The following is a 26,129-nucleotide window of genomic DNA, read 5'->3' as shown; positions in this document are numbered from 1 at the left end:
GCAGCCGAGCTGGATACCTACTACAGGCTGCGCCGGGAGAAATGGTTGCGTCAGTCCTTCCATCTGCCAGTCGGCGCACACTCAAGGATCGCTTTATGTACCGGGTAGTCACCCCAGAAACACCAGCGGAGCTGGATGCTTACTATCAGTTGCGCTGGGAACTACTGCGCAAACCCTTCAATCTGCCCCTTGGCTCCGAGCGTGACGAGTACGATACCGTCGCCATTCACCGGCTGATGCTCTCACCCGACGGAACGCCCATCGCCGTGGGTCGCCTCTTTGTGGGCGGCGATGAAGCCCAGATCCGCTTTATGGCGCTGCGACCCGAATTTCGCGGCCAGGGGCTGGGCGCCCGCATGGTGGAGGATCTCGAGCAGCTTGCCCGCGACGAGAAGGTGAAACGGCTGGTGATGAACGCCCGCCAGGAGGCGGTGGAGTTCTATCGCCGCTGCGGCTTCCTCGAGGTAGGGGAAGGCCCCGTCTCTTTCGGCCGCATCCCTCACCGCCAGATGATCAAGTCCCTGAGTCCCATGCAGACCATCCAGTACCGTCCGGAGTGGTGCCAGGATCTCACCACCCGCTGGTCGCGGGGCATTCCCATCAGCGAGAAGATGGGGGTGCACATCACCCACTACGATGGCCAGACCTTCCACCTCAAGGCCAACCTTGCGGCCAATCTCAACGTCCACGACACCATGTTCGCCGGCAGCATTTACAGCCAGTGTGTGCTGGCGGGCTGGGGTCTCATCTGGTTGCAGCTCAAGGAGGCAGGGCTGGGAGGCGATACCGTGCTGGCCGAGGGCAACATCAAGTATTACCGGCCGGTGAGCGAAGAGCCGGAGGCGCGGGTGGCCCGGGAGGGCATGCCCGCCGTGCTCGAGCCGCTGAGGGGCGGAGAATCCGCCAAGTTCAGCCTGCGGGTGCAGCTGTTCAGCGGCCGCAAGCTGGCGGTGGAGTTTGTCGGTCAGTATGTGGTACTGCCCATCAAGCGCGGCGCACGCTGATCCCTGGTGTTCACAGCAACAAGGCCTCTTCGCGAGGCCTTGTTCGTTATTGGGCGGCATGGGCCGGGGGCCGGGGGCGCCAGAGCGGGCCGCTTCGTCCCTGGGCGGGGTAGCGCACACCCGCCTCCCAGCCACAGGCGTCCTGTCCAGTGGGGAAACTCCAGCCCAGGTCGGGCGCATTGAGGGGGCCGCGCCAGCGGGCGAGCAGCTCGGCGCAGCGTCCCTTGTTCAGGACCCCGAGGTCGAGCTGCCACTGGTCTGCGGCCAGGTCGACACCCCCTTGCAGTGCCAGCAGGTGGGTGATGGTGGAGGCACCGCCTTGCTCGATCCGCACCTTGCCCTGCTCCGCCCTGGCATCCAGCCTGATCTGATAGAAGGGGGTGTCTCCGCGTTGCATCGCCTGCCACAGCGTCTGCGGTGTCAGATCGGGGGGGGTCTGCTCCCTGAACCAGTCATCCAGCAGGGGGTCGATGCCGACCTTGTCCCAGAAGGGATCCTTGCTCTCCAGGCTCAGGCTGCCCTGAAGGGTCCGGCGCCAGTTGGCCGTCTGCTCGCCGGGTTGCCCGTTGAGGTCGGCCTGCAGATCTGCTGCCAGATCCACCTTGCCCGCGAAGGAGACGGGGGAGTGCAGCAGCTTGCCCCACTGCTCCAGATCCAGCTGCTTGCCCTGCAACTGCAGGCGGCTCTCCTGCCCGGGCGTTCTGCCCCACTGGCCGCTCAGGTTGAGGGAGCCCTCGTCGGGCAGGGAGGTGGCGAGGGTGTTGAGCTGCCAGGAGCTGGGGGTCAGCTCGCCATCCAGGGTGCCGTTGCGGGCACTGAGACCGTCCCACACCAGCTCGAACCACTTGCTCTCGATGCGGGCTCGCCCCAGCAGGGGGCCTGGCTGGTTGCCCCGTAGGGCGAGATCGTTCAGGTAGAGTTGCCAGCCGGTCAGGGAGAGGGGCAGGGTGTCGTCGAAAGAGAGCACCTTGAGCTTGTCGAAGGCCAGTTTGCGGATGTCGATCTGTTGCGGGCGCCAGCCCTGCCAATCCTGCCACCACCCCTGGGGCAAACTGATGTCCATGCCGCTCAGGGCCAGATCCTTCAGGGTGAGCTTCTGCTGCTGGGTGTCGAGGGCCAGCTCGACGTTGAACTCCCCTTCGTATGCTTTGCCCCACAGCTCGGCATCCAGCTGCCGGGGGGAGAAGGCGAGCTTGCCCTCGACGGCCTCAAGCTGGAACAGGCCGCGGCCCATGTCGCCCAGGGTGCCCGCCAGATAGCCGCTGGGCTGGCTGCCCGCCTGCCAGTCGAAGGCGGTGAGCTGGCCGTTGAAGTTGTTGAGGGAGAGCTCCTGATCGATGGCATTGATGCTCACCTGGGCAAGCTGACCCCTGTCCAGGGTGATGCGGCGCAGGGGGAACTCGCCAGGGGGAATGTCACCAAGCTCGAGTCGCATGGCGCGGGCCTTGAGAGCGTGCAGTTGCAGGCTGCGCTCTGGCCAGTTCAGCACCATGCCGGTCTCGAGCAGGCCGTCGAACAGGTTGGTGGTCAGTCTGTCGGTGCTGAGCACCTGCCCCTCCAGCCGCCCCTTGAGGCTGAGACGGGCCAGGGTGAACATGGGGGTCTCCAGCTGGTTGATGCCCAGGGTGAGGTTGGCCTGGGGCTGGCGTCTCGGGTCGATCAGTTCCCAGTCACTCAGGGACGCACTGAGGCCGCGCAGGGTCAGGGCCTCGCTCTGCAGGCTCAGGTTGTCGATGGTGCTGTCGCTGATGGTGAGGGAGTGAACCGGCAGGCTTGGCAACTGGTTGGGGAGCGGCAGCTTGATGATGGGACGGATGAGGTCCAGGTGGGCGATGCGCACATCCCGGTTCAACCAGTCGATGTGCTCGATCTCCAGATAGAGTTTTTCCAGCTGTACCGCATCCCCATAGCGCACCTGTTCCGCCAGCAGGGTGTAGGGGTGCAGCGGATTGAACACCAACCGGCCTATGGTGACGGGCACCCCGGTCTGCTGGCTGAGCCAGTTGGCGATGGGGCCTTTGGCGCGCTCGGCATCGAACAGGCCGAGACCGACCCAGACAAAGAGCAGCAGGAAGGCAAAGGTGTAGAGCAGGCCGCGCAGCCAGGAATTCATCAGTGCTTTCCTCCTGTTTCTGTTGCTTGGTCAGGCATTCGAGTAGTGATCCCGTAGACCGAGCCAGCATCGTATCAAGGGTTCGACATGGTTCGGGTGTTTATTCATCAGGCAAGGTGACCCTCTTCTGCATCTGCCTTGGTCAAGCATTGGAGTAGTGGTCCCGCAGGCCCAGCCAGCGGCGGATCAGGGGCTCGACATGCGCCGGGTGTTTGTCCATCAGGCAAGTTGACCCTCTTCTGCATCTGCCTTGGTCAAGCATTGGAGTAGTGGTCTCGCAGGCCCAGCCAGCGGCGGATCAGGGGCTCGACATGCGCCGGGTGTTTGTCCATCAGGAAGCGCGCCATCTTCTGCACCTGAGGGATGAGCGGCTGGTCGCGCACCAGATCGGCGATCTTGAGATCGGCCAGGCCGGTCTGGCGGGTACCGAGCAGCTCGCCTGGGCCGCGCAGTTCCAGATCCCGCTGGGCGATGAGAAAGCCGTCATTGGTCTCCCGCAGTACCCCGAGGCGGCTCTGGGCGGTCTTGGACAAGGGGGCATGATAGAGCAGCACGCAGTGAGAGGCCACCGACCCCCGCCCGACCCGGCCGCGGAGCTGGTGCAACTGGGCCAGCCCCAGTCGCTCCGGGTTTTCGATGATCATCAGGCTGGCATTGGGCACATCCACCCCCACCTCGATGACGGTGGTGGCGACCAGCAGTTGCAGTATGCCCGCCTTGAACTCCTCCATCACCCGCTGTTTCTCGACGGGGCGCATCCGGCCGTGTACCAGGCCGATGTGCAGGCCGGGCAGCAGGGTTTGCAGCTCGGCGGCAGTGTCTTCGGCGGCCTGGCACTCCAGCACCTCCGACTCCTCGATCAGGGTGCAGACCCAGTAGGCCTGCTTGCCCTCCTCGCAGGCGAGCCTCACCCGCTCGATCACATCCTGGCGGCGACTGTCCGGCAGGGCGACCGTGGTAATGGGAGTGCGGCCCGGCGGCAGCTCGTCGATGATGGAGGTGTCGAGGTCCGCATAGGCGGTCATCGCCAGGGTGCGGGGGATGGGGGTGGCGGTCATGATGAGCTGATGGGGATGTACCCCTTCCCGCTCCCCTTTTTCCCGCAGGGCGAGGCGCTGATGCACGCCGAATCTGTGCTGTTCATCGATGATGACCAGGGCCAGACGCTGGAACACCACTTGCTCCTGGAAGATGGCGTGGGTGCCCACCACCATCTTGACGCTGCCGTCCGCGATGGCGGCCAGCGCCTCTTCCCGCGCCTTGCCCTTCTGCTTGCCAGCCAGCCAGCCGACCTTGATGCCGAGCGGTTCCAGCCACCTGGCGAAGTTGATGGCGTGCTGTTCGGCCAGCAGCTCGGTCGGGGCCATCAGCCCCACCTGGCAGCCGTTGCCGATGGCCTGCAGGGCGGCCAGTGCCGCGACCAGCGTTTTACCTGAGCCCACGTCCCCCTGGACCAGCCGCATCATGGGGTGGCTCTGTTGGAGATCCCTGGCTATTTCCGCCACCACCCGGCTCTGGGCGCCGGTGGGGGTGAACGGCAGGGCGCCGAGCAGCTGCCGGACCAGCTCGGGAGCGGGTTTGAGGGCACGGGCCAGCTGGGTCTGTGCCTGGGCGCGCACCTTCAAGACCGAGAGGTTGTGGGCCAGCAGCTCTTCCAGTACCAGCCGCTGCTGTGCCGGGTGCTGGCCGCTCTCGAGCAGGGCCAGCGCCACCGAGGGAGGCGGGCGGTGCAGCAGCTTCAGGGCGGCGGCAAGATCGATCTGCTGGGGATAGAGGCCGGCAGGCAGCAGCTCCTCGACCCCGTAGAGGTCGAGCTGGGCCAGGGCCTGATCCGTGAGGCTGCGCAGGGTGAGCTGGCGCAGCCCCTCTGTGGTGGGGTAGACGGGGGTGAGGGCCTCTTCGGTCTGGCCGGCCTGCTCTTCGCCGAGCAGCTTGTACTCGGGGTGGGCCATCTCCAGGCCGTACTTGCCGGGACGTGTCTCGCCAAAGCAGCGGATAAGGCGGCCCTGGGCCAGGCTGTTTTTCTGGGCAGCGGTGAAATTGAAGAAGCGCAGGGTCAGGCTGCCGGTGCCGTCGCTGATACGGCACACCAGCATGCGGCGGCGCCCCATCACCAGCTGGGTGTCCTGGATCTCGCCCTCGACGGCACCGTGCAGTCCGGGCGGCAGATCGCCGATGGGCCACACCTGGGTGCGGTCCTCGTAGCGCAGGGGGAGGTGGAACAGCAGGTCCTGTACCGTAGCCAGCCCCAGCCGCTCGAGTTTCTCCAGCATCTTGCTGCCGACACCCTTGAGGCTGTCGAGGGAGATTTTATCCAATTTCATCAATTAGATGCCCGAAAACACTGTAAATATGTCCAGATGATAGGGGGTGTTGCGGCCTCGATGCAAGCCGCGTTGTGCCGTTCCGGGCTGGTGGGCAAGGGAGCGGGGTGAGGGTCATCCATGAAAAAGGCCTGCCGGAAACGGCAGGCCTTTTCACTGACGGGGCGCCCTGGCGGTCAGATGATGCGCTTGAGCAGGAGGTGAGCCTTGACCCTGTGGATCCGGGCCAGCAGCTTGCGCACCTGATCCGGGTAATCCTTGATCTGCTCTATCTGGTCGAAGTGACTGATGCGGCGGGTGTGGGCCAGGATGTTCTCCCGCTCCGCACTGAACTGCTCGCGCAGGTGATGGTGCTGGTCGTGTACCAGCAGGCCGTTCTCCAGATCCAGCGCCCAGGCTCGGGGATTGAGGTTGTTGCCGGTGAGCAGGGCCCACTCCTCATCCACGAAGATCCCCTTGAGATGATAGGAGTTCTTCTCGCAGCACCAGAGCATGAGGTTGAGCCGGCCGTTGTCGATGTGGTGCTGGTTGCGCTCGGCAAACTTGCGCAGGTTGGTCTCGTAGAGATAGGGCAGACCGCCGATGGTGGAGAACTTCTCCTCCGGGGGGATGAAGAAGTCGTTGGCGGTCTTGTCGCCCACGACGATGGTCACCTTGCAGCCGCGTTTGAGCAGCGCCTCCACGTCCTTGTTCAACTCCTTGGGGGGGTTGAAGTAGGGGGTGCAGATGAAGATCTCCCGCTCGGTGGCCCGCACCAGGTTGCGGATCATCCGGTTGAGCTGGTTGCCCCGCTTGCCCAGGCCCACCATGGGGGTCACGGCGATCTCCCGATCGTTGGGCTGGATGCTCTCGAAGCGGTACTGGCAGAGGCGCAGACGCTGCTTGAAGCGGCGGATCGGTCCCTTGAGCTGCTTGGCGCCGGGGATGCCGGTGCGATCCAGCCGCTGGACGGCCTCGCTGCCGAGGAAGACGTCATCCACGTAGTTGACCATGCTACGGGTCAGTGCCGGGCTGTGGATCTGGTGATAGCGATCGAAGCGGTAGCGCTCCTGCTGGTGCAGGTAGATGTCGTTGAGGCTGGCGCCGGAGTAAAGCAGGGTGTCGTCGAAGATGAAGCCCTTGAGGTGCAGCACCCCGAGCAGCTCGCGACCCTTGACCGGCACGCCGTAGATCTCGATCTGGTGTTGGTGGCTGGCGGCCATGGCCTGGTACATCAGGTGGTTGCCCCCCTGCTTGCCCTTGCCGATCAGGCCGCGCTGGGCGCGGTGGAAGTCGACGAACACCTTGATGTCGAGAGAGGGATTGCGCTGCTTGGCGGCATAGAGGGCGGAGAGGATCTCCCGTCCCGCCTCGTCATCCTGCAGGTAGAGCGCGATCAGATAGATGCGCTGTGTCGCATGGGCGATGAGCGACAGGATCCGGCTCTTGAAGTCTTTGGCGCTGCTGAGTATCTGGAACTGATCCGCGGCAACCGCGATCTGGGGTAAGCGGGTCAGCAACTGTCGATAATGTGCCGATGAATGCATAGAGAAGCCTGAAATCACGGGATGAAGCGTTCCACTCGGGGCGAAGAATAGGCAATTCTAGCAATCTGTGGCGATGGGCCCAAGCAAGAATCCGTAAAAAGTCGGTGCAATATCACATCGGGGCCGACGGATGCGGCCCCGATGTGTTTCCGTCAGAGGATGGCGCTGGCCGTGGCCACGATGAGGAAGGCGATGGTGCCGAGCAGGGTCTCCATCACGGTCCAGGTCTTGAGGGTGGTCTTCTCGTCCATGTTGAGGAAGCGGCTGACCAGCCAGAAGCCGGAGTCATTGAAGTGGGAGAGCACGGTGGCGCCCCCGGCGATGGCGATGACGATGAAGGTCAGGTCCAGCTCGCTCAGGCCGGTGGTGGCGGCCACGGTCGGCGCCATCAGGGCGGCGGTGGTGGTCAGGGCCACGGTGGCGGAACCCTGGGCCACCCGCAGCGCGGCGGACACCAGGAAGGCCGCGAGGATCACCGGCATGCCGGTATCGGAGAGCACGTCGGCCAGCGCGGTGCCGATGCCGCTCGCCCGCAATACGCCGCCGAACATGCCGCCGGCACCGGTGACCAGGATGACGGCGCAGACCGGGGCCAGGGCGTCGTTGCAGAACTTCTCGAGCTGCACCTTGCCCTGGCTCTGGCGGAACATCCAGAGGGCGTACAGCACAGTGATGAGCAGGGCGACCGGGGTCTTGCCGACCATGCGCAGCACGTTGACCCAGTCCGCACCCTTGTCGATGACACCCATGACGCCCAGGGTATTGAGGCCGGTATCCATGAAGATGAGCACCAGCGGCAGCAGCAGGATGGAGATCACCTGGCCGAAGCTCGGCGCCTTGTCGGAGAGCTGCTCGGCGCTGGCAGTGAAGCTCGGGGGCAGGGGCAGCTCAAACTTCTTGCCGGACCAGAGCCCGAACAGGTAGGCACCCAGATACCAGGTGGGCAGCGCGACCAGCAGGCCCACGATGGTGAGCAGACCGATGTTGGCACCCAGCAGCTCGCTGGCGGCCACCGGGCCCGGGTGGGGCGGCAGGAAGGCGTGCATCACCGCAAAGGCGCCGGCGGAGGGCAGGGCATACTTGAGGACGGAGCCGCCGAACTGCTTCGCCACGCTGAAGATGATGGGCAGCATGACGATGAGGCCGGCGTCGAAGAAGATCGGGAAGCCGAACAGCAGGGAGGCCACACCCAGTGCGAAGGGGGCGCGGTGGGAGCCGAAGCGGTTGATCAGGGTATCGGCCAGTACCTTGGCGCCCCCCGTCATCTCCAGGATCCGGCCTATCATGGCGCCGAGGCCGACCAGCAGCGCGACCGAGGCCAGGGTGCCGCCGAAACCGGTCAGCATGGTAGGGATCACCTGGTCATAGGTGACCCCGGTGGCCAGGGCCGTCAGCATGCTGACCAGGGTCAATGCCACGAAGGCATGTACCTTGAATCGCATGATCAGCACCAGCAACATGACAATGGCTCCGCCCGCTACCGAGAGCAGATAGGCGACATCGGGTGTGTTCATTGCTCCGTCCATAAAATTGTCCTCAAATGGTTCTAGTTGTTGTTCTGCACATTTCTGTGCTGCACTTCACATTGCGAAACGTTACCGGTAACATGTTACCGGTAACGTGGTAGCTTAGAACCCATCAGGCGAACGTTTTTTGAAAAGTGAGAGAGAGGTCAAATAATGGCGGGCAAGTGCATTATCGTGATGGGTGTGTGTGGCAGCGGCAAGTCCAGCATCGGCCTCAAGGTGGCCAATGCCCTGGGGGCCAAGTTCATCGACGGCGATGATCTGCACCCTCGCGCGAACATCCAGAAGATGGCGGCGGGCAACCCGCTCAACGACGAAGACAGGGCCCCCTGGCTGGAGCGGATCCGCGATGCGGCCTACAGCCTGGAGCGCAAGAACGAGCTCGGCGTCATCGTCTGCTCGGCCCTCAAGAAGCAGTACCGCGACCAGATCCGCGAGGGCAACGACTCGGTGAGTTTCCTGTTTCTGGATGGCAGCCAGTCCCTCATTCTCGAACGGATGCGGGCACGGCAGGGCCACTTCATGCGCGAAGCCATGGTACAAAGCCAGTTTGATACCCTGGAGCGACCGGATGGCGAGCCCGGCGTGTTTCGCATCGATATCGACGGGACCTTCGAACAGGTGGTCGACCGTGCCGTCACCGCGCTGACGCAGGCGCAATGAGCCATGTCGCGCGCCCGGCTGCAGCCGACCGCGCCCGTATATAGAGTTGGAGAGAAAGCTATGACCCATCCCGTGATCACCCAGGTGACCAACCGCATCCGCGAGCGCAGCACCGCCCGCCGTGCCCGCTTCCTGGCCCGCATCCAGCGCCAGGCTGATCAGGGCAAGACCCGCGCCTCCCTCTCCTGTGGCAACCTGGCCCACGCCGTGGCCGCCTCGAGCTGTGACGAGAAGGGGCGGATCCTCGACATGACCCGCGCCAACGTGGCCATCGTCACCGCCTACAACGACATGCTGAGTGCCCATCAGCCCTATCAGGGCTACCCGGACATCATCAAGGGCGCCCTGGCGGAGCTCGGCCACAGCGCCCAGGTCGCCGGCGGCGTGCCCGCCATGTGCGACGGCGTGACCCAGGGTCAGCCGGGGATGGACATGTCCCTCTTCTCCCGGGACCTCATCGCCCAGGCCACCGCGGTCTCCCTCTCCCACAACACCTTCGACGCCACCCTGCTGCTCGGCATCTGCGACAAGATTGCCCCGGGCCAGATCATGGGGGCGCTTTCCCACGCCCACCTGCCCACCGCCTTCGTGCCTGCCGGTCCCATGGCGAGCGGCATCAGCAACGACGAGAAGGTGAAGGTGCGCCAGCAGTACGCTGCCGGTGAAGTGGGCCGCGACGCCCTGCTCAAGATGGAGTGCGGCGCCTACCACGCGGCGGGCACCTGCACCTTCTACGGCACCGCCAACACCAACCAGCTGGTGTTCGAAGCCATGGGCCTGATGCTGCCGGGTTCCGCCTTCGTGCATCCGCACAGCGAGCTGCGCCACGCCCTCACCGAGGAAGCGGCCCGCCGCATCAGCGCCATGATCCCGGGCTCCCCGGCCTATCGCCCCCTGAGTGCGGTGATCGACGAGCGCGCCCTGGTCAACGGCCTGGTGGCCCTGCTCGCCTCCGGCGGCAGCACCAACCACAGCATCCACATGGTGGCGCTGGCCCGCGCCGCCGGGCTGGAGCTGACCTGGGACGACTTGAGCGATCTCTCCGACGTGGTGCCGCTCCTGGTGCGCATGTACCCGAACGGCCCGGCGGACGTCAACGCCTTCGAGCAGGCGGGGGGCGTGCCCGGCCTGATGCGTCGTCTGGCCGAAGAAGGGCTGATCCACATGGATGCCACCCCGGTCTTCGGCGAGATGCAGGACTACCTCAGCCGTCCGGCACTGGTGGATGGCAAGCTGGTGTGGCAACCGGTGGGCGAGAGCGGGGATCCGAGCGTGCTCTCCCCCTCTGGCAGCGAGTTCCAGGCCACCGGCGGCACCAAGCTGCTGGCGGGCAACCTGGGCCGCGCCGTGGTCAAGGTCTCCGCCGTCGCGCCCGAGTATCGGGTCATCGAGGCCCCGGCCCGGGTCTTCTCCTCCCAGCATGCGGTGGAGGCGGCCTACAAGGCTGGTGAGTTGAACCAGGACGCCGTCATCGTGGTGCGCCACAACGGCCCGGCCGCCAACGGCATGCCGGAGCTGCACAAGCTGATGCCGGTGCTTGGCAACCTGCAGAAGGCGGGTCACAAGGTGGCCCTGGTCACCGATGGTCGCCTCTCCGGCGCCTCCGGCAAGATCCCGGCCGCCATCCACGTCACCCCGGAAGCGCTGCACGGCGGGGCCATCGGCCTGCTCGCCGATGGCGACCTGCTGCGGGTGGATGCCGAGTCTGGCCGCCTCGACTGCCTGACCGATTTGAGCGGCCGTACCCAGGCCGAGATCGACCTCACCCTGGAACAAGAGGGGTGGGGCCGTGAACTGTTCAGCGTGATGCGTCGCGCGGTATCGAGCGCCGAGTGCGGCGCCACCATCTTTGACTAAGGAAGAGCTATGCAGAACTGGAAAGTGACCCCTGCCGAGGTGTTTGCCGCCTCCCCCCTGGTACCCGTGATGGTCATCAACGACCTGGAGCAGGCCCTGCCCATGGCCAAGGCCCTGCTGGATGGCGGCATCTCGGTGTTCGAGATCACCCTGCGCACCCCGGTGGCGCTGGACGCCATCGCCCTCATCGCCAAGGCGATGCCGGATGCCATGGTCGGTGCCGGTACCGTGCTCAACTGCGCGCAGTTTGATGCCGCCGTCGCTGCCGGTGCCCGCTTCGTCATCTCCCCGGGCATGACCCCGGCCCTGCTGGCCCACGCGGCCAAGAGCACGGCGCCGCTGATCCCGGGGGTGGCCACCCCGTCCGAGGTGATGCAGGCGCTGGAAGCGGGCTACGACCACCTCAAATTCTTCCCGGCCGAGGCGAACGGCGGCACCAAGGCACTCTCCGCCATCGCGGCGCCCCTGCCCCAGGTGAAATTCTGCCCCACCGGCGGCATCGGCCCGAAAAACGTGGCCGACTACCTGGCGCTGAAATGTGTGGCCACCGTCGGCGGCTCCTGGATGCTGCCGGCAGACGCCGTCAAGAGCGGCAACTGGGAGGAGGTGACCCGCCTCTCCCGGGAAGCGGTTGAATTGGTTAAACGCTAAGCAAATATCGTTTAGAAAAATTAAACAGGCCACCCCCGGGTGGCCTGCTGTTTTTCCGCCCCCGGAGGGGGTGGGCCGTTTGCTTCCGGCCTCGCCCTGGCTTAAGGTCGTGGGCCGCCCCTCTCCCCTGGAGCCTTCATGTCCTGTCTGCATCCATCCTACCCGCAAGGGCACTTCACCGCGCTGCACTGCCACCCCCATGCCCAATACTGCTATCTGCACGACGGGGGCGGCATCATCACGGGGCGAGGGGAGGGAGAACTGCTGGTGGCGGGCCAGATCTGCTTTATTCCGGCGGGGTGGGAGCACGAGTTTCGCGTGCTGCGCCGCTCCCGGCTCTCCCTCCTCTATGTGCCGACGTCGGCCCGTACCGCCTTCGGCCCCTTGCAGGCTAGCCCACTGCTGGCGGGCCTCTTCGCCCGCCTGTCCGAGCTGGCCGAGGAGGAGGTGAAAGGGGCCTATCTGACGGTGCTTGGCCAGGAGCTGGAGCGCGCCGACCCGCTCGCGGTGCGCATTCCCCTCGCCGGGGCGCTGGACCCGCGCCTGCTGCGGGTGCTGGACAGGGTGTGCCAGGCACCCGCCATCCATCTGACGCTGACGGCGCTGGCGGCAGATTGCGGCGCCTCGGTGCGTACCCTCAACCGGCTCTTCCTCCAGCAGCTGGGGTGCAGCTTTCGCCAGTGGCGGGAGCAGGTGGTGCTGGGACGGGCGCGCCAGTTGCAGCACCGGGGGCTCACGCTGGCCCAGATCGCCGATCGGCTCGGCTACGAGGATCCCGGCGCCTTGTCCCGCGCACTCCAGCGCCTTGCCCGGCGCGAACCGGCGTCCTGAGGGCCCGTCGTCTGCCTTCCTGCCCGCCATGGCGGTGTCTGTGGGTTGCCGGCAGTCAGCGCCGCGAGCCGATATCCGCATCCTCCTTGCTGCCTGCCAGCAGACAGGTCACCTCGTCGGTGTGGCAGATCCGGTCGCCGCGAAAGGTGAAGAGGCCGCTCACCTTGCAGACCAGGGTGCCGCCGTCCTGGTGGGTGGCCCGCACCACATGGGTCGAGTGCACCCGCTCCCCCTGCGCCAGGGTGGCGACAAACTCGATGCTCGCCCCGGCCAGATGGCGGCGCAGTGTGGCGATGTGCTGGTGAAACGCCGGGTAGTCGAGCCGCTCGCCGTTCACCTCCTGGCAGTAGTCGGGGGTGAACCAGGCGTCGAGCTCCGCCAGGGGGAAGGCGGGATCGCAGATGACGCGCTGCAGGCAGGCTTTCAATCGTTCGGTGTGGTGCATGGTCTGCTCCTGACAGGGGGGATGGAGGAGCCAGCATAGGCCAGGGGACGGCGAGGGGAGAGGGGGGAAGGCGCCATCATGGCGGTCGAACGCGCCATGATGGCCGGGGATCAGCCGAGGCTTTCCCCCTCATAGAGGGAGAAGCCGATGTCCTTGCACCTGGTCGCCAGCGGCTGGCCGCCGAGGCGGGCCAGCAGCATGATGGCGGCTTCGCGACCTATGGTCTCGCGGGGGGTGACGATGCTGGCGAGCTTGGGGGTCATGGCGTGGCCGATGTCGAGGGCGTTGCTGCCGGCGATGGCCACCTGCTGGGGCACCGGGATCCACCTGGCCTGGCATTGCAGCAGGGCCCCCACTGCGAGGTCGTCGTTGGTGCAGAACAGGCCGTCGAGATCGGGGAAGCGCGCCATGGCCTGGGCCAGCAGCTCTCCCCCCAGGGTGAAGCTGGAAGATTGCTCCGTCAGCAGGTGCTGGCCGGTCAGACCGAAATCGGCCATCGCCTGGTAGTAGCCTTCCATTCGCAGCTGGGTGCGCACGTCGAGCCGGGCGCCGAGGTAGATCACCTTGCGCCGTCCCCGGCGCAGCATCTCTGTTACCATGGCCCGGGCGGCGGCCCGGTGATCCATGCCCACCACCATGTCGATGGGGGAGAGGGGCAGATCCATGGTCTCCACCACCGGGATGCCGGCGGTGGCGATCATCTTGCGGGTGCGCTCGGTGTGCTGGGTGTCCGAGAGGATGAGCCCGTCCACGTTGTAGGAGAGGAGCGAGGCGATCTGCTCCTCCTCCCGCTCCGGGCTGTAGCCGTAGTGGGCGAGCAGGGTCTGGTAGCCGGCGGGCCGGGTCACCGCCTCGATGCCGTGGATCACCGCCGAGAAGACCTGGTTGGAGAGGGAGGGGATCAGGATGCCGATCGCCTTGCTGGTGGCGTTCGACAGCATGTCCGGCGCCCGGTTCGGGATGTAGCCGAGCTCCTCCACCGCGGCGGCGATGCGCTCGCGGGTCCCTTCGGCCACGGCGGACGGGTCGCGCAGGTAGCGGCTGACGGTCATCTTGGTGACACCGGTCAGGTCGGCAATGTCCTGCAGGGTAGGGCGGCGCTTGCGGGTGTCGTTCATCTGGGGATCCGGCAAAAAATGTTACACGTAACATTACCGTTTTTGCACGGCAATGTCAGCATATGACGCCATCAACAGGGGGCAGGGGATGATCAAGGGCAGGTGTTTCGAGGGGGTCCACTTCGCGCAGCAGGAGGTGGAGGGGGAGCAGTTCCAGGGGTGCCGCTTCATCGGCTGTCACTTCTCCTGGCTCGATCTCGGGGAGAGCCGCTTCGTCGACTGCAGCTTCTATGACAGGGAACGGGAGCTGGGATGCCTGTTTCAGGGCTGCGATCTGAGGGAGGCGAGCTTCCTGCGCTGCGATCTCACCCTGGCGGACTTCGGCCGCAGCCAGTGTCTTGGGCTGGAGATGCGCGACTGCCAGGCCATGGGGATCAACTTCGCCCATGCCAGCTTCGCCAACCGGATCACCGCCAAAAGCTACTTCTGCGAAGCCCACCTCACCGGCAACAACTTCAGCTACGCCAACTTCGAAAGCTGCCTGCTGGAGCGGTGCGAGCTTGCCGGCAACCGCTGGCAGGGGGCCAACCTGCTGGGCGCCTCCCTGGCGGGCTCGGATCTCAGCGGCTCCGAGTTCGGGCAAATCGACTGGACCAGCTTCAACCTGCAAGGCTGCGATCTGCGCCAGTGCGATCTGCCCGGTCTGGATCTGCGCCGGGTCAACCTCGCCGGGGTGCAGATCAATGAAGATCAGCAGCAGGGGCTGCTGGAGCAGATCGGGCTGGTGGTCTTCCCCTGAGCGGGGTGGAAAAGAGGTAAGTTTTCATCATCGGGGCGTGCGGTGTGGTGCCTCCCCTGCCAAGCAAAAAGCCTGCGCGATGCAGACTTTTTGTCAGGTGAAGTGGTAAACGACGCGGTGTTGCTGTCTTTTGCTCCCTGTTCCCCTCGCGGGAGAAGGGCTGGAGATGAGGTAGCGGACTCCACTCGGGCACCGACAAGGCGGGCCTAGCGTCTGGCCAGCCACTTGGTAGGGTTGATGGCCTCGCCCTGATAGCGGATCTCGAAGTAGAGGCCGGAGCGCTCCTGTCCGCCGCTGTCGCCGACCAGGGCCACGGGTTCCCCTTGCTCCACCTTTTGTCCCACCTGTCGCAGCAGCGACTGGTTGTGGCCGTAGAGGCTCATGTAGCCCTTTCCGTGGTCGATGACCAGCAGCATGCCGAAGCCGTCGAGCCAGTCGGCGTAGACCACCTGGCCCGGTGCCACCGCCTTGACCTGGGTCCCTTCGCTGGCGCCGATCAGGGTGCCCTTCCACTTCAGCTCGGCGGTACGCGGCGAGCCGTAGGAGATGAGGATGGGGCCCTGCACCGGCCAGCGCAGGTTGCCACCCGTGCTCAGACCGCCGTAGCCGTTGCTGCTTGCCTTGGCGCTGTTGCGGGCGGCCGCTTGCTGCTGCGCCACCTTGGCCTGCTGTTCGGCGACGCGTTGCTGCTGGGCCGCCAGCCGCTGCTGTTCGCCGACCTGGCGCTGCTGGGCCGCGATCCGCTGCTGCTCCTCGATGCGCTTCTGCTCGGCTGCCAGGCGCTGGGCCTCCAGACGGCGCTGGCGCTCCTGCTCGGCCTTGATCTTGGCAAGGCGCTCCCGCTCGGCCCGTTCGCGGCGTTCCTTTTCTTCCTGCTGGCGACGCAGCTCTTCCAGCCGCGCCTTGAGCGCTTTCTCCGCCTTGACCAGCTTGTCGAGCTTCTGCTCGTCGGCCTGCACCGACTGCTGCAACTGGTTACGCACCTTGGCACGGCTCTGCTGGCTGGCCAGCAGGCTCTGGTGATGCTCCTGCTGCTCGCCGAGCAGGGTCTGGAGGCGGTTCTCGGTCTCTCTGGTGGCCTGCTGGTTCTTGGCCAGCTTGTCACGGGTGGCGCGCAGGGCTTCAATGGCCTCGATACGGGCCTTGTTGAGGTAGTCGAAATAGTCGAGGGCGCGGCTCAGCTTGGCCGGATCCTGCTGGTTGAGCAGCAGTTTGAGGTAATCGTGGTTGCCCGCCTGGAAGGCGCTTTCCGCCTGCTTGGCCAGCAACTGCTTCTGGTGTTTGGCTTGTTGCTCCAGTGCCAGCTTGTCCTGCTGCAGGGACGCCAGCTTCTGCTGGTTCTGCCGGAGTTGCTGTCTGGTCTGCTCGAGTTTGGCGGCGGCAGCCGAAATGGCCTGCTCGTCAGCCTTGAGCTGGGTGTTGAGCTTGGCAAGCTCCTGCTTGCTGAGCTTGAGGGTCTGTTGCTGTTCCTTGATCTGGGACTGCATGGCCCCCAACTGCTGGTTCGCAGCCCGGGCTGTGCCGGTACCGCCGATCAGGCAAAAAAACAGCGCGCCGGCCAACAGGCCGACGCGACTGGTTTTCTGTGAAATAATTTCGCATCCCCGCATGGGGCAGGATTATTTCAGAATCATCAGGGGCTTGCCAGTCATTTCCGGCGGCACCGGCAGACCCATCAGGGTCAGCATGGTGGGGGCCAGATCGGACAGTTTGCCGCCTTCGGCAACCTCGGCTTTACGACCGAAGTAGATGAGGGGAACCGGCAGATTGGTGTGGGCGGTGTGAGCCTGACCAGTCTCTTCGTCCATCATCTTCTCGGCGTTGCCATGGTCGGCGGTGATGAGGCACTCGCCGCCCACTTCCGCCAGGGCGTCGGTGACGCGACCGATGCAGTGGTCGACCGCTTCACAGGCTTTGACGGCCGCATCGAACACGCCGGTGTGACCGACCATGTCGCCGTTCGGGTAGTTGCAGATGATGACGTCGTACTTGCCGCTCTTGATGGCCGCAACCAGCTTGTCGGTCAGCTCTTCGGAGCTCATCTCCGGCTGCAGGTCATAGGTAGCCACTTTCGGGCTCGCTACGATTTCGCGATCTTCGCCAGTGAAGCAGGCCTCTTCGCCACCGTTGAAGAAGAAGGTGACGTGGGCGTACTTCTCGGTCTCGGAGATGCGCAGCTGGGTCTTGCCCTGCTTGGCCAGCCACTCACCCAGGGTGTTGACCAGGGCGGTGGGCGGATAGGCGCAGGCGGTTTTGATGTCGGCCGCGTATTCGGTCAGCATCACGAAGTGCAGGGCCGGGGTGGCGGTGCGGGCGAAGCCGGTGAAGTCGCTGTCGACGAAGGCGCGGGTGATCTCGCGGGCGCGGTCGGCACGGAAGTTCATGAAGATCAGCGCATCGCCGTCGATCATCGGTACAGCGTCGCCGATGCGGGTGGCTTTGACGAACTCGTCGTTCTCGTCGCGGGCATAGGCGGCGGCCAGCGCGTCGGTGGCGTTGTCAGCGGTGAATTCGCCCTTGCCCTGGGTCATCAGGTCATAGGCCTGCTGCACGCGATCCCAGCGGTTGTCGCGGTCCATGGCGTAGTAACGACCGATCATGGAGGCGAAACGGCCCTTGCCCAGTCGGGCAAACAGGGCGTCGAACAGCTCGATGGAGGACTGGGCACTGCGCGGCGGGACGTCGCGGCCATCCAGGAAGGCGTGGAAGTAGATCTGCTCGGCGCCACGCTTGGCGGCCATCTCGATCATGCCCATGATGTGCTCTTCGTGGCTGTGTACGCCACCCGGGGACATCAGACCCATGATGTGCACGGCCTTGCCCTTGGTCACGGCAGCGTCGACAGCCTTGGCCAGCTCGACGTTCTGGAAGAAGTCGCCGTCCTGGATGTCCTTGGAGATGCGGGTCAGCTCCTGATAGACGACGCGACCGGCACCGATGTTGGTGTGGCCCACTTCGGAGTTGCCCATCTGGCCGTCCGGCAGACCCACGTCCAGGCCGGAGCCGGAGATCAGGGTGCTGGTGTAGTCACGGGCCAGGCGATCCAGGTTGGGGGTCTTGGCGGCAGCAACGGCGTTGTACTCTTGCTTGGTGCTGTAGCCCCAACCGTCCATGATGACCAGAACCAGCGGTTTCTTAGCTGTTGACATAAGGCTATGTCCTCTCGGATAGGAATGAATTGCGGGAAGTGAAACTAGCGTAATATTACTACATCTGCCGAAATAGTCACCTGATAGCCAAGTCCCTCTCCAGCCTCGCTTTTTAACTGTTATCCCGCTGTTTTAGGCATGTTGCCGGCTTGTCTGCCGCGGCGGGTTTTCCTCTGTTTCCCCCCTCTTTTCGGCATGGAGCATCCTCTCGTTCGGCCCGGTTGGAGGAGGAAGAATCGGCAGCCATCCCTGATGGGAGCTTGCTCTCGCTTTGCCGCCAAGATGGCTGATCTTATGCAGGGCCCCATGTATACTCGGGCCCTTGTCTTGGTCCCTGGATAGTAGAAGATGCAAGAGTATTTGGATTTCGCGGCCCGCAATCCGCTGCTGACCGCAGCCTGGTTGGGCCTGGCAGGCACCCTGGTGTATACCACTGTGCGTGCTCGTTTTTCTCCGGTGAAGGCGGTCAACAACCACGCCGCTACCCTGCTTATCAACCGTGAAAATGCCACCGTCGTGGACATTCGCAGTCAGGATGAATTTGCCAAGGGTCATCTGGCCGGGGCCCATCACCTGCCGCTCGCCCAGATCCAGGCGAATAATCTGGGTCCGGTTGAAAAGCACAAGGATGCCCCCATCATAGTGGTGTGCGAGTCGGGGATGACCGCTGGTGGCGCGGGTCGCCAACTGAGCAAGGCCGGTTTCAAGCAGGTGTATGTGCTCAGCGGTGGCATGGCCCAATGGCGTGCAGACAATCTGCCGGTGACCAAAAAACGCTGATTTAAGGGCCTGCGCCCACTCATTATCTTAAAAAGGAATCAAACGAAATGGCTGACGAAATCAACAACCAGGAAGTGCAACCGGAATTCCACATCCAGCGTGTCTACACCAAGGATGTTTCCTTCGAAGCCCCGAATACTCCGCACATCTTCCAGAAAGAGTGGCAGCCGGACGTCAAGCTGGACATGGACACCAAGACCAATGTCCTGGCCGACAGCGTCTATGAAGTGGTGCTGACCCTGACTGTCACCTGCAAGCTGGAAACCGAGACCGCCTTCCTGTGCGAAGTGCAGCAAGCCGGCATCTTCACCATCGGCAACCTGCCTGAGCCGCAACTGGCCCACTGCCTGGCGGCCTTCTGCCCGAACATCCTGTTCCCGTATGCCCGCGAAGCGGTGTCCAACCTGGTGAGCAAGGGTTCCTTCCCGCAGCTGAACCTGGCACCGGTCAACTTCGACGCCCTGTTCGCCCAGCACATGGCGCAGGTACAGGCCCAGCAGGCGACTGCGGAAGCCTGATAATGGCCGACCAGATCGCAATCTCGGTCCTGGGGGCGGGGTCTTATGGCTCCGCCCTTGCCATTTCTCTGGCGCGCAATGGTCATCCGACCCTGCTGTGGGGTCACGACCCTGCCCATGTCGCCGAGCTGGAACAGGATCGCTGCAACAAGGCATTCTTGCCGGATGTCCCCTTCCCGGCCGATCTGCAACTGACGTCGGATCTGCAGGCGGCGGTGCAAGCCGCTCCCGTGCTGCTGCTGGTGGTGCCGAGCCATGTGTTCGGCCAGGTACTGGCCCAGGTCAAACCCTTCCTGCGCCCGGATACTCGGATCGCCTGGGCCACCAAGGGGCTGGAGCCGGATAGCGGCCGTCTGCTGCAAGAGGTGGCGCGGGAGGTGCTGGGGGATGCCATTCCACTGGCGGTCATCTCGGGCCCGACCTTCGCCCGCGAGCTGGCCGCCGGTCTGCCGACCGCCATCTCGGTGGCCTCGACCCACGACGACTTTGCCGACGATCTCTCCCACCTGCTGCACTGCGGCCGCTCGTTCCGGGTCTATACCAATCCGGACTTCATCGGTCTACAGCTGGGCGGGGCGGTCAAGAACGTCATCGCCATCGGTGCCGGTCTCTCTGACGGACTCGGCTTTGGCGCCAACGCCAGGACCGCGCTCATCACCCGGGGCCTGGTAGAGATGCAGCGTCTGGGCGCTGCGCTGGGTGCCGACGCCAAGACCTTCATGGGGATGGCGGGGCTCGGGGATCTGGTGCTTACCTGTACCGACAACCAGTCGCGCAACCGTCGCTTCGGGCTGGCCCTCGGGGCCGGCAAGGATGTGAACACCGCCATGACCGAGATAGGCCAGGTGGTGGAAGGCTATCGCAACACCAAGGAGGTGCATCTGCTGGCGGCCCGCTGTGGCGTCGAGATGCCCATCTGCGAGCAGATCTTCAAGGTGCTGTACGAAGGCAAGAATCCGAAAGAGGCGGCCATCGCCCTGCTGTCGCGAGACAAGAAGGACGAGTGATCCGCCCGCTGCAGAATGCAAAAGGCCCCGCCAGCTGGCGGGGCCTTTTCTTTGCCGCATGTCTTTGCGACAGCGGCAGCAAATCAGTAGTAGGAGTGATCGCCGCGCTGGTGCTCGGTGGCATCCTTGACGCCGTTGAGTTCGCCCGGGAATTTCTCCAGCAACTGCTTCTCGATCCCCTCTTTCAGGGTGTAGTCGACCATGGAGCAACCGTTGCAACCGCCGCCGAACTGCAGGATGGCCAGTTTGTCGTCGGTCAGCTCGACCAGGGTGACCTTGCCGCCGTGACCGGCCAGCATGGGGTTCACCTCGGACATCAACACGTATTCGATACGGTCGATCAGCGGGGCGTCGTCGGCCACTTTGCGCATCTTGGCGTTGGGGGCTTTCAGGGTGAGCTGGGAGCCCATCTGATCGGTGACGAAGTCGATGGTGGCATCCACCAGGAAGGGGGCGCTCAGGGGATCGACCAGGCAGTCGAAGCCGCTGAAGGGCAGGTGCTGATCTTCCGGATCGACCGCGTCGGGTGGGCAATAGGATACGCCGCACTCGGCATTCTGGGTTCCCGGATTGACCACAAACACCCGGATGTTGGTGCCATCAGGCTGCTTCTCCAGCAACTTGCGGAAGTGGGCCTGGGCGGTGTCGGAAATGCTGATCATCACTATCCTCATAAACCTGAGTGTACGACTAGGGTATTCATGATAACTCGCTTGGCGGGGCTTGGGTAGCGTGCCGATGGCGAGCCTGTGAGCCCGGGCGTATCGGAATCATGCCGCCAGCGGCCTCCCGGGCCGGATCCCTGCCCGGTTATTTCAGGTGTCGGAGGGTACGGCAGATGGCCCACACCTCTACCGTGGTGACGCCGTGCTCATGAAGCAACCGGGTGAGCTGACCTGCGGTGGCGCCCGTGGTGACCACATCATCGAGCAGTGCCACATGCCGGTAGTGGTGAGGTGCCATTTCGAAGGCGCCACGCAGATTGCGTCGCCGCTGGCCGGCACTGAGCCGGGTCTGTTGCGGGGTCGACCTTGTCCGGCACAGTACGCGGGTGTCGCAAGGAATGCCGGTGAGTGCGCTCAGGGCATGGCCGATTTCTTCTGCCTGGTTGAAGCCTCGCCACCACTGGCGCCACCAGTGCAGGGGAACCGGAATGATGACCTGCGGCGGGTTGGCGAGATCCAGATGGTCTGCCAGCAGGCGGGCAAGCAGCGGCGCGAGCAGGATCTGACCGGAATACTTCAGCCGGGGGATGAGTTGGGCATAAGGTGCCTGATAATCGCCGATCACCTGCAAACGCTCCCAGGGGGCGGGTCTGCGCTGGCAGCGTCCGCACAGCAGTTCGCTCTCGCGATGTTGCTCCGGCAGCGGTGCTGCACACATCAGGCATCGTCTGTCGTGTTGGCGCTGGGCGTGGCGGCACCAGGAGCACAACAAGGGCGTGTCGTCACAGGGTTGGCGACAGAGCAGGCACAGACCGAGCCAGTCGGACTGGGTGCCAAGGATCGGACTTGCTTTGGCGAGCAGCCGCTTTAACATGCAGGCTCCAAGCAGATAAACAGGGATCTTGAGTCTAGATGAGCGTATCGGTTGAGCGGTTTGGCCAGGGCCCGGACCTGGTGTTGTTGCATGGCTGGGGCATGAACGGGGCCGTCTGGCACGGTATTGCCCAAGAACTGGCTGCCCACTATCGGCTGCATCTGGTGGACCTGCCCGGCTTTGGCAACAGCCCCCTGCAAGCAGGGACAGACTACACCCTGCCCTGGCTGGCAGAGCAGGTGGCGGCCATATTGCCCGAAAAATGCCATCTGCTCGGCTGGTCCCTCGGTGGTCTGGTGGCGAGTCAGTTGGCGCTGACCATGCCTGAACGCCTTCACTCTCTCATTACCGTAGCCAGTTCTCCCTGCTTCATGGCCCGCGACGAGTGGCCCGGGATTGCCCCCAAGGTGCTGGCGGGGTTCAACCAGATGCTGGCCGGCGACTTCATGCAGACCATAGAGCGCTTCCTCGCGATCCAGGCCATGGGCAGCGAGCACGCCAGAAACGACATTCGCCAGTTGCGTCACTGGCTGGCGGAGCGACCCGCTCCCCGGCTTGCGGCCCTGGAGGCGGGTCTGGGCCTGCTGGCCGAGGTCGATCTGCGGGATGAACTGATCGGCCTGGATCTGCCCTGGCTGCGCCTTTACGGCAGGCTGGATACCCTGGTGCCGAAGGCGGCGATTCCCTTGCTGGATGCGCGCTACCCTGCCAGCCACAGTCTGGTGCTGGAGAAGGCATCCCATGCTCCCTTCATCTCCCATCCAGAGCAGTTCATCACCCTCCTGCGGCAGTTCATTGACTGAGATTTGAGCGGCAGGCTTCAATAACTCGTCAGGTTGGTGGATAATTAGCCAACCCTACAGAGGAGTGTGCCAATGCGTATCGAATCAGCCATGACGGCGGGCGTGCAGGGGTTCCAACGGGCCGAGCAGTTGGCCGGCCAGGCGTCCAGCCAGATCGCCCGTCTCAATACGCCAGCGGGTGATCAGGTGCAGTTGCCGGATGAACTGGTGAATCTCAAGGTGGCCGAGCTGCATGCCGGGGCATCCGCCAAGGTGATCCAGACGGCCAGCGACATGCTGGGCACCCTGATCGATATCCGGGTGTGACATGAACATCAACGTCAGTCTGCCGACCATCATTCCGAATCAACTGCAGCCGCAGACGGAATCGGCACAGACTGACAACCGCCGCGCAGAACTGGTGCCCCCCAGCCGCCAGAGCGAAGCGTCCAACGCCGAGTCCGGCGTCGGTTCCCAGAAAGAGAGAGCCCGGGCCGCCCAGGCCAATCCCGCCGCCCCATCCTCGTCCACGAAAGAGAACAGCCAGACCGGCCCCGTGATGGTGGCGCACCGTTTTGTCGAGGCAACGGGGGAGGAGGGGGAGCGTCGACAACGTCAGGAGGGTGAACAGCAGGAGCAGCAAAAGCAGCAGCGTCAGGTGGCTGCGCTGGTCGAGCGGGATCTCGAAGTCCGCAAGCACGAGCAGGCGCACCAGGCAGCCGGCGGCGAGCATGCGGGGAGCCCTACCTACCAGTTTTCCCGTGGGCCGGATGGTAAGCGTTATGCCACCGGGGGGGAGGTGGTCATCGACATGGGGACCATTCCCGGGGATCCCGCCGCGACCATCGCCAAGATGCAGCAGGTGCGTGCCGCTGCACTGGCTCCCGATGAACCATCGTCACAAGACATGAGTGTGGCCCGTGCCGCCTCTGGCAAGGAGGCACAGGCCCGCAAGGATCTGATGACCCTCAGGCAGGAAACCACAGGCCCGCTCGGTGCTTATATGGACAATCGAAACCAGGTGATTGCCAGGCACTATCAGCAAGCGGTGAGGCCAGCCTCCCCGCATAGCCTGAGTCAGGACGTTTGATCCCGCTCAGTACAGGCATGAAAAAGCCCCTTTCGGGGCTTTTTTGCATTCTGGGGGCTTATTTCTTTAGTTTCGACAGGGCAGCCGCGAAGGCGTTGCCCATGGCACCCTCGGTCGGAGCGCTCTGACGGGGCGCCTGTTTCGGTCGGGCGTTGCCAGTGTGACGCGGCTCGGCCGTTTTGCGTGCAGGCTGGCCGGCTTTTTCATCCAGACGCATGGTCAGACTGATGCGTTTGCGCGGTACGTCGACTTCCAGCACCTTGACCCGGACGATGTCACCGGCCTTGACCACCTCGCGGGGATCCTTGACGAAGCGATCGGTGAGGGAAGAAATGTGCACCAGCCCGTCCTGATGGACGCCGATGTCGACGAAGGCGCCGAAGTTGGTGACGTTGGTGACCACACCCTCCAGCACCATCTCGGGCACCAGATCGCTGATTTTCTCCACCCCTTCCTTGAAGGTGGCGGTCTTGAACTCGGGACGCGGGTCGCGGCCGGGCTTGTCCAGCTCGCCAATGATGTCGGTGACGGTAGGTACCCCGAACTGATCGTCGGTGTAGTCGGTGGGCTTGAGGGTGCGCAGCAGGCTGCTGTTGCCGAGCAGGCTGTCCACGGTCTGCTCCAGCTTGGCGAGGATCCGCTCCACCACCGGGTAGGATTCCGGGTGCACCGCCGAGCCGTCCAGCGGGTTGCTGCCGCCCCGAATGCGCAGGAAGCCGGCGCATTGCTCGAATGCCTTGGGCCCGAGTCGGCCAACTTTCAGCAACTGCTGACGACTCTTGAAGGCGCCGTTCTCGTCGCGGTAGGCGACGATGTTCTGGGCCAGGGTCTGGGAGAGGCCGGAAACCCGGTTGAGCAGGGCGACCGAGGCGGTATTCACATCCACCCCCACCGCGTTCACGCAATCCTCGACCACCGCGTCGAGGCGGCGGGCCAGCTGGCTCTGGCCGACATCGTGCTGGTACTGGCCCACACCGATGCTCTTGGGATCGATCTTGACCAGCTCGGCCAGGGGATCCTGCAACCGGCGGGCGATGGAGACGGCGCCGCGAATGGAGACGTCGAGATCCGGGAATTCCTGGGAGGCGAGCTCGGAGGCGGAGTAGACCGATGCCCCCGCTTCACTCACTACTATCTTCTGTGCCTTGGCGGCCGGGTAGCGCTCGAACAGATCGCTCACCAGGCGGTCGGTTTCCCGGGATGCGGTGCCGTTGCCGATGCTGATGAGCTCGACCTTGTGCTTCTGGCACAGCTCGCTCAGGGTCTTGAGACTCTGGTCAACCTGGCGTTTGGGTTCGAACGGATAGATGGTCGCGTGATCGACCAGCTTGCCGGTGGCATCCACCACCGCCACCTTGACCCCGGTGCGGATGCCGGGATCCAGTCCCATGGTGCAACGCATGCCGGCCGGCGCCGCCATCAGCAGATCCTTGAGGTTCATGGCGAATACCTTGATCGCCTCGTCTTCTGCCGATTCGCGGATGCGACCGATCAGCTCGGTCTCCATCTGCAGGGAGAGCTTGATCTTCCAGGTCCAGCTCACCACCCCCTGCAGCCACTTGTCGGCCGGGCGACTTTGCAGGTTGAGTCTGAGGTGATGGGCGATGATCCCTTCGCAGGGGCTGGTACCCTCATCCTCGCCGGTGACCAGCGCCAGGTTGAGAATCCCCTCGTTGCGGCCGCGCAACATGGCCAGCACCCGGTGGGAGGGGGCCTTGTGCAGGGGTTCGTCGTGTTCGAAGTAGTCCTTGAATTTGGCCCCTTCCTGCTCCTTGCCGGCCACCACGCGGGCACGCAGGGTGGCGTTGTGCCACAGGTAGTCCCGCAACTTCTCAAGGAGATCGGCCTGCTCGGCGAAGCGCTCCATCAGGATGTAACGGGCACCGTCGAGGGCGGCCTTGCCGTCGGTGATCCCCTGCTCGGCATTGAGGAAGCGAACCGCCTCTTGCTCGGGATCCTTCATGGGGTCACCCAGCAGCAAATCCGCCAGTGGCTCCAGCCCCGCCTCGATGGCCATCTGCCCCTTGGTGCGCCGCTTGGGCTTGTAGGGGAGGTAGAGGTCTTCCAGCCGGGTCTTGCTGTCGGCATCGTTCAGCTCGCGGGCCAGCTCGGGGGTCAGTTTGCCCTGCTCTTCAATGGAGCGCAGGATCACCTGGCGGCGATCCGCCAGTTCACGCAGGTAGCCGAGGCGGCTCTCCAGGGTACGCAGCTGGCTGTCGTCCAGACCGCCGGTCACCTCTTTGCGGTAACGGGCGATGAAGGGAACGGTCGCGCCTTCGTCCAGCAGGCGAACGGCTGCCTGCACCTGTTCCGGACGGGCATTCAGCTCACCGGCGATCTGATGTTCTATTACGTGGCTTTGCATCGAGGGTCTCTTGGTCGGGTCCTGTCTAACTGGCCAGCGTGGGGCTACGTCGCCGAACAGGGGGTCTGTCCTGGCGATACTTTAGATACCTGCCAGGCCACT

General features: G+C 64.4%; 23 protein-coding genes. 12 read left to right on the top strand and 11 right to left on the bottom strand.

The features are described from left to right. The first annotated feature begins 95 nt into the window (after positions 1-95). Entirely contained in the window at positions 96-1,004 is a 909-nt protein-coding gene (locus ACB037_RS17765; protein ID WP_010672532.1) for a bifunctional GNAT family N-acetyltransferase/hotdog fold thioesterase, read from the top strand. Between the two features lie 46 nt (positions 1,005-1,050). Here ACB037_RS17765 and ACB037_RS17760 read toward each other — a convergent pair whose 3' ends face one another. The 4 genes from ACB037_RS17760 to ACB037_RS17745 all read right to left on the bottom strand — a co-directional run bounded on the left by ACB037_RS17760 (position 1,051) and on the right by ACB037_RS17745 (position 8,481). Next, positions 1,051-3,117: an AsmA-like C-terminal region-containing protein gene (locus ACB037_RS17760; RefSeq protein ID WP_371175669.1), complete on the bottom strand. Its 2,067-nt coding sequence runs from the start codon at positions 3,115-3,117 to the stop codon at positions 1,051-1,053. A 254-nt stretch (positions 3,118-3,371) separates the two neighbouring features. Continuing rightward, entirely contained in the window at positions 3,372-5,441 is a 2,070-nt protein-coding gene (gene recG, locus ACB037_RS17755) for an ATP-dependent DNA helicase RecG (RefSeq protein WP_010672534.1), read from the bottom strand. A 176-nt stretch (positions 5,442-5,617) separates the two neighbouring features. Next, a complete protein-coding gene (pssA, locus tag ACB037_RS17750; protein WP_041212167.1) occupies positions 5,618-6,967 on the bottom strand; it encodes a CDP-diacylglycerol--serine O-phosphatidyltransferase in 1,350 nt (449 codons plus the stop codon). A gap of 152 nt (positions 6,968-7,119) precedes the next feature. Then, complete coding sequence (locus ACB037_RS17745) at positions 7,120-8,481, bottom strand: GntP family permease (RefSeq protein ID WP_223931884.1); 1,362 nt, start codon at positions 8,479-8,481, stop codon at positions 7,120-7,122. A gap of 165 nt (positions 8,482-8,646) precedes the next feature. Between ACB037_RS17745 and ACB037_RS17740 the strand changes: the two genes are divergently transcribed. The 4 genes from ACB037_RS17740 to ACB037_RS17725 all read left to right on the top strand — a co-directional run bounded on the left by ACB037_RS17740 (position 8,647) and on the right by ACB037_RS17725 (position 12,495). After that, positions 8,647-9,156, top strand: coding sequence for a gluconokinase (locus tag ACB037_RS17740; RefSeq protein WP_039039504.1), 510 nt, complete (start codon positions 8,647-8,649; stop codon positions 9,154-9,156). Positions 9,157-9,216: 60 nt separating this feature from the next. Next, complete coding sequence (edd, locus tag ACB037_RS17735; RefSeq protein ID WP_043153528.1) at positions 9,217-11,013, top strand: phosphogluconate dehydratase; 1,797 nt, start codon at positions 9,217-9,219, stop codon at positions 11,011-11,013. Between the two features lie 9 nt (positions 11,014-11,022). Further along, positions 11,023-11,664, top strand: coding sequence for a bifunctional 4-hydroxy-2-oxoglutarate aldolase/2-dehydro-3-deoxy-phosphogluconate aldolase (locus ACB037_RS17730; protein ID WP_039039502.1), 642 nt, complete (start codon positions 11,023-11,025; stop codon positions 11,662-11,664). A 138-nt stretch (positions 11,665-11,802) separates the two neighbouring features. Continuing rightward, positions 11,803-12,495 (top strand): helix-turn-helix domain-containing protein, encoded by a 693-nt coding sequence (locus ACB037_RS17725; protein ID WP_371175668.1) that lies wholly within the window; start codon positions 11,803-11,805, stop codon positions 12,493-12,495. Positions 12,496-12,550: 55 nt separating this feature from the next. Here ACB037_RS17725 and ACB037_RS17720 read toward each other — a convergent pair whose 3' ends face one another. Both ACB037_RS17720 and ACB037_RS17715 read right to left on the bottom strand, forming a co-directional pair. Continuing rightward, positions 12,551-12,940, bottom strand: a complete 390-nt coding sequence (locus tag ACB037_RS17720; RefSeq protein ID WP_223916336.1) for a nuclear transport factor 2 family protein — start codon at positions 12,938-12,940, stop codon at positions 12,551-12,553. 110 nt (positions 12,941-13,050) lie between these two features. Beyond that, positions 13,051-14,058, bottom strand: a complete 1,008-nt coding sequence (locus tag ACB037_RS17715) for a substrate-binding domain-containing protein (protein WP_045522401.1) — start codon at positions 14,056-14,058, stop codon at positions 13,051-13,053. 88 nt (positions 14,059-14,146) lie between these two features. Here ACB037_RS17715 and ACB037_RS17710 point away from each other — a divergent pair, with 88 nt between their 5' ends. After that, positions 14,147-14,797: a Qnr family pentapeptide repeat protein gene (locus tag ACB037_RS17710; protein ID WP_371175689.1), complete on the top strand. Its 651-nt coding sequence runs from the start codon at positions 14,147-14,149 to the stop codon at positions 14,795-14,797. A gap of 206 nt (positions 14,798-15,003) precedes the next feature. On the opposite strand, the gene ACB037_RS17705 is transcribed toward ACB037_RS17710, so the two are convergent. Both ACB037_RS17705 and gpmM read right to left on the bottom strand, forming a co-directional pair. Continuing rightward, complete coding sequence (locus ACB037_RS17705) at positions 15,004-16,407, bottom strand: peptidoglycan DD-metalloendopeptidase family protein (protein WP_151028530.1); 1,404 nt, start codon at positions 16,405-16,407, stop codon at positions 15,004-15,006. A 9-nt stretch (positions 16,408-16,416) separates the two neighbouring features. Further along, positions 16,417-17,946 carry a 2,3-bisphosphoglycerate-independent phosphoglycerate mutase gene (gpmM, locus tag ACB037_RS17700; protein ID WP_045522397.1) on the bottom strand — a complete coding sequence of 510 codons (1,530 nt, stop codon included), beginning with the start codon at positions 17,944-17,946 and terminating at the stop codon, positions 16,417-16,419. A 348-nt stretch (positions 17,947-18,294) separates the two neighbouring features. Between gpmM and ACB037_RS17695 the strand changes: the two genes are divergently transcribed. Genes ACB037_RS17695 through gpsA form a run of 3 tightly spaced genes read left to right on the top strand, consistent with a single transcriptional unit; the run spans position 18,295 to position 20,251 of the window. Then, positions 18,295-18,726: a rhodanese-like domain-containing protein gene (locus ACB037_RS17695; protein WP_010672546.1), complete on the top strand. Its 432-nt coding sequence runs from the start codon at positions 18,295-18,297 to the stop codon at positions 18,724-18,726. 47 nt (positions 18,727-18,773) lie between these two features. After that, on the top strand, positions 18,774-19,244 hold the full coding sequence (gene secB / locus ACB037_RS17690) for a protein-export chaperone SecB (protein WP_010672547.1): 471 nt from the start codon (positions 18,774-18,776) through the stop codon (positions 19,242-19,244). A 2-nt stretch (positions 19,245-19,246) separates the two neighbouring features. After that, positions 19,247-20,251, top strand: a complete 1,005-nt coding sequence (gene gpsA, locus ACB037_RS17685) for an NAD(P)H-dependent glycerol-3-phosphate dehydrogenase (protein WP_214005877.1) — start codon at positions 19,247-19,249, stop codon at positions 20,249-20,251. 83 nt (positions 20,252-20,334) lie between these two features. Here gpsA and nfuA read toward each other — a convergent pair whose 3' ends face one another. Both nfuA and ACB037_RS17675 read right to left on the bottom strand, forming a co-directional pair. Beyond that, positions 20,335-20,913, bottom strand: coding sequence for a Fe-S biogenesis protein NfuA (nfuA, locus tag ACB037_RS17680; RefSeq protein ID WP_010672549.1), 579 nt, complete (start codon positions 20,911-20,913; stop codon positions 20,335-20,337). 148 nt (positions 20,914-21,061) lie between these two features. Then, positions 21,062-21,790 carry a ComF family protein gene (locus ACB037_RS17675; RefSeq protein ID WP_151028531.1) on the bottom strand — a complete coding sequence of 243 codons (729 nt, stop codon included), beginning with the start codon at positions 21,788-21,790 and terminating at the stop codon, positions 21,062-21,064. Between the two features lie 38 nt (positions 21,791-21,828). Between ACB037_RS17675 and bioH the strand changes: the two genes are divergently transcribed. From bioH to ACB037_RS17660, 3 genes are all read left to right on the top strand, one after another. Further along, entirely contained in the window at positions 21,829-22,593 is a 765-nt protein-coding gene (gene bioH, locus ACB037_RS17670) for a pimeloyl-ACP methyl ester esterase BioH (protein WP_041212176.1), read from the top strand. Positions 22,594-22,665: 72 nt separating this feature from the next. Further along, a complete protein-coding gene (locus ACB037_RS17665) occupies positions 22,666-22,899 on the top strand; it encodes a hypothetical protein (protein WP_010672552.1) in 234 nt (77 codons plus the stop codon). A gap of 1 nt (position 22,900) precedes the next feature. Next, positions 22,901-23,662: a putative metalloprotease CJM1_0395 family protein gene (locus ACB037_RS17660; protein WP_183149186.1), complete on the top strand. Its 762-nt coding sequence runs from the start codon at positions 22,901-22,903 to the stop codon at positions 23,660-23,662. A gap of 58 nt (positions 23,663-23,720) precedes the next feature. On the opposite strand, the gene ACB037_RS17655 is transcribed toward ACB037_RS17660, so the two are convergent. Further along, positions 23,721-26,027 (bottom strand): Tex family protein, encoded by a 2,307-nt coding sequence (locus ACB037_RS17655; RefSeq protein ID WP_048209250.1) that lies wholly within the window; start codon positions 26,025-26,027, stop codon positions 23,721-23,723. Between the last annotated feature and the right edge of the window lie 102 nt (positions 26,028-26,129).

Origin of the sequence: Aeromonas sp. S19(2024) (genome assembly GCF_041402625.1) — a bacterium.
GTDB classification, from domain to species: Bacteria; Pseudomonadota; Gammaproteobacteria; order Enterobacterales; family Aeromonadaceae; genus Aeromonas; species Aeromonas caviae.
The sequence above is the reverse complement of the archived record's forward strand: the minus strand, read 5'-3'. Positions and strand labels throughout refer to the sequence as shown.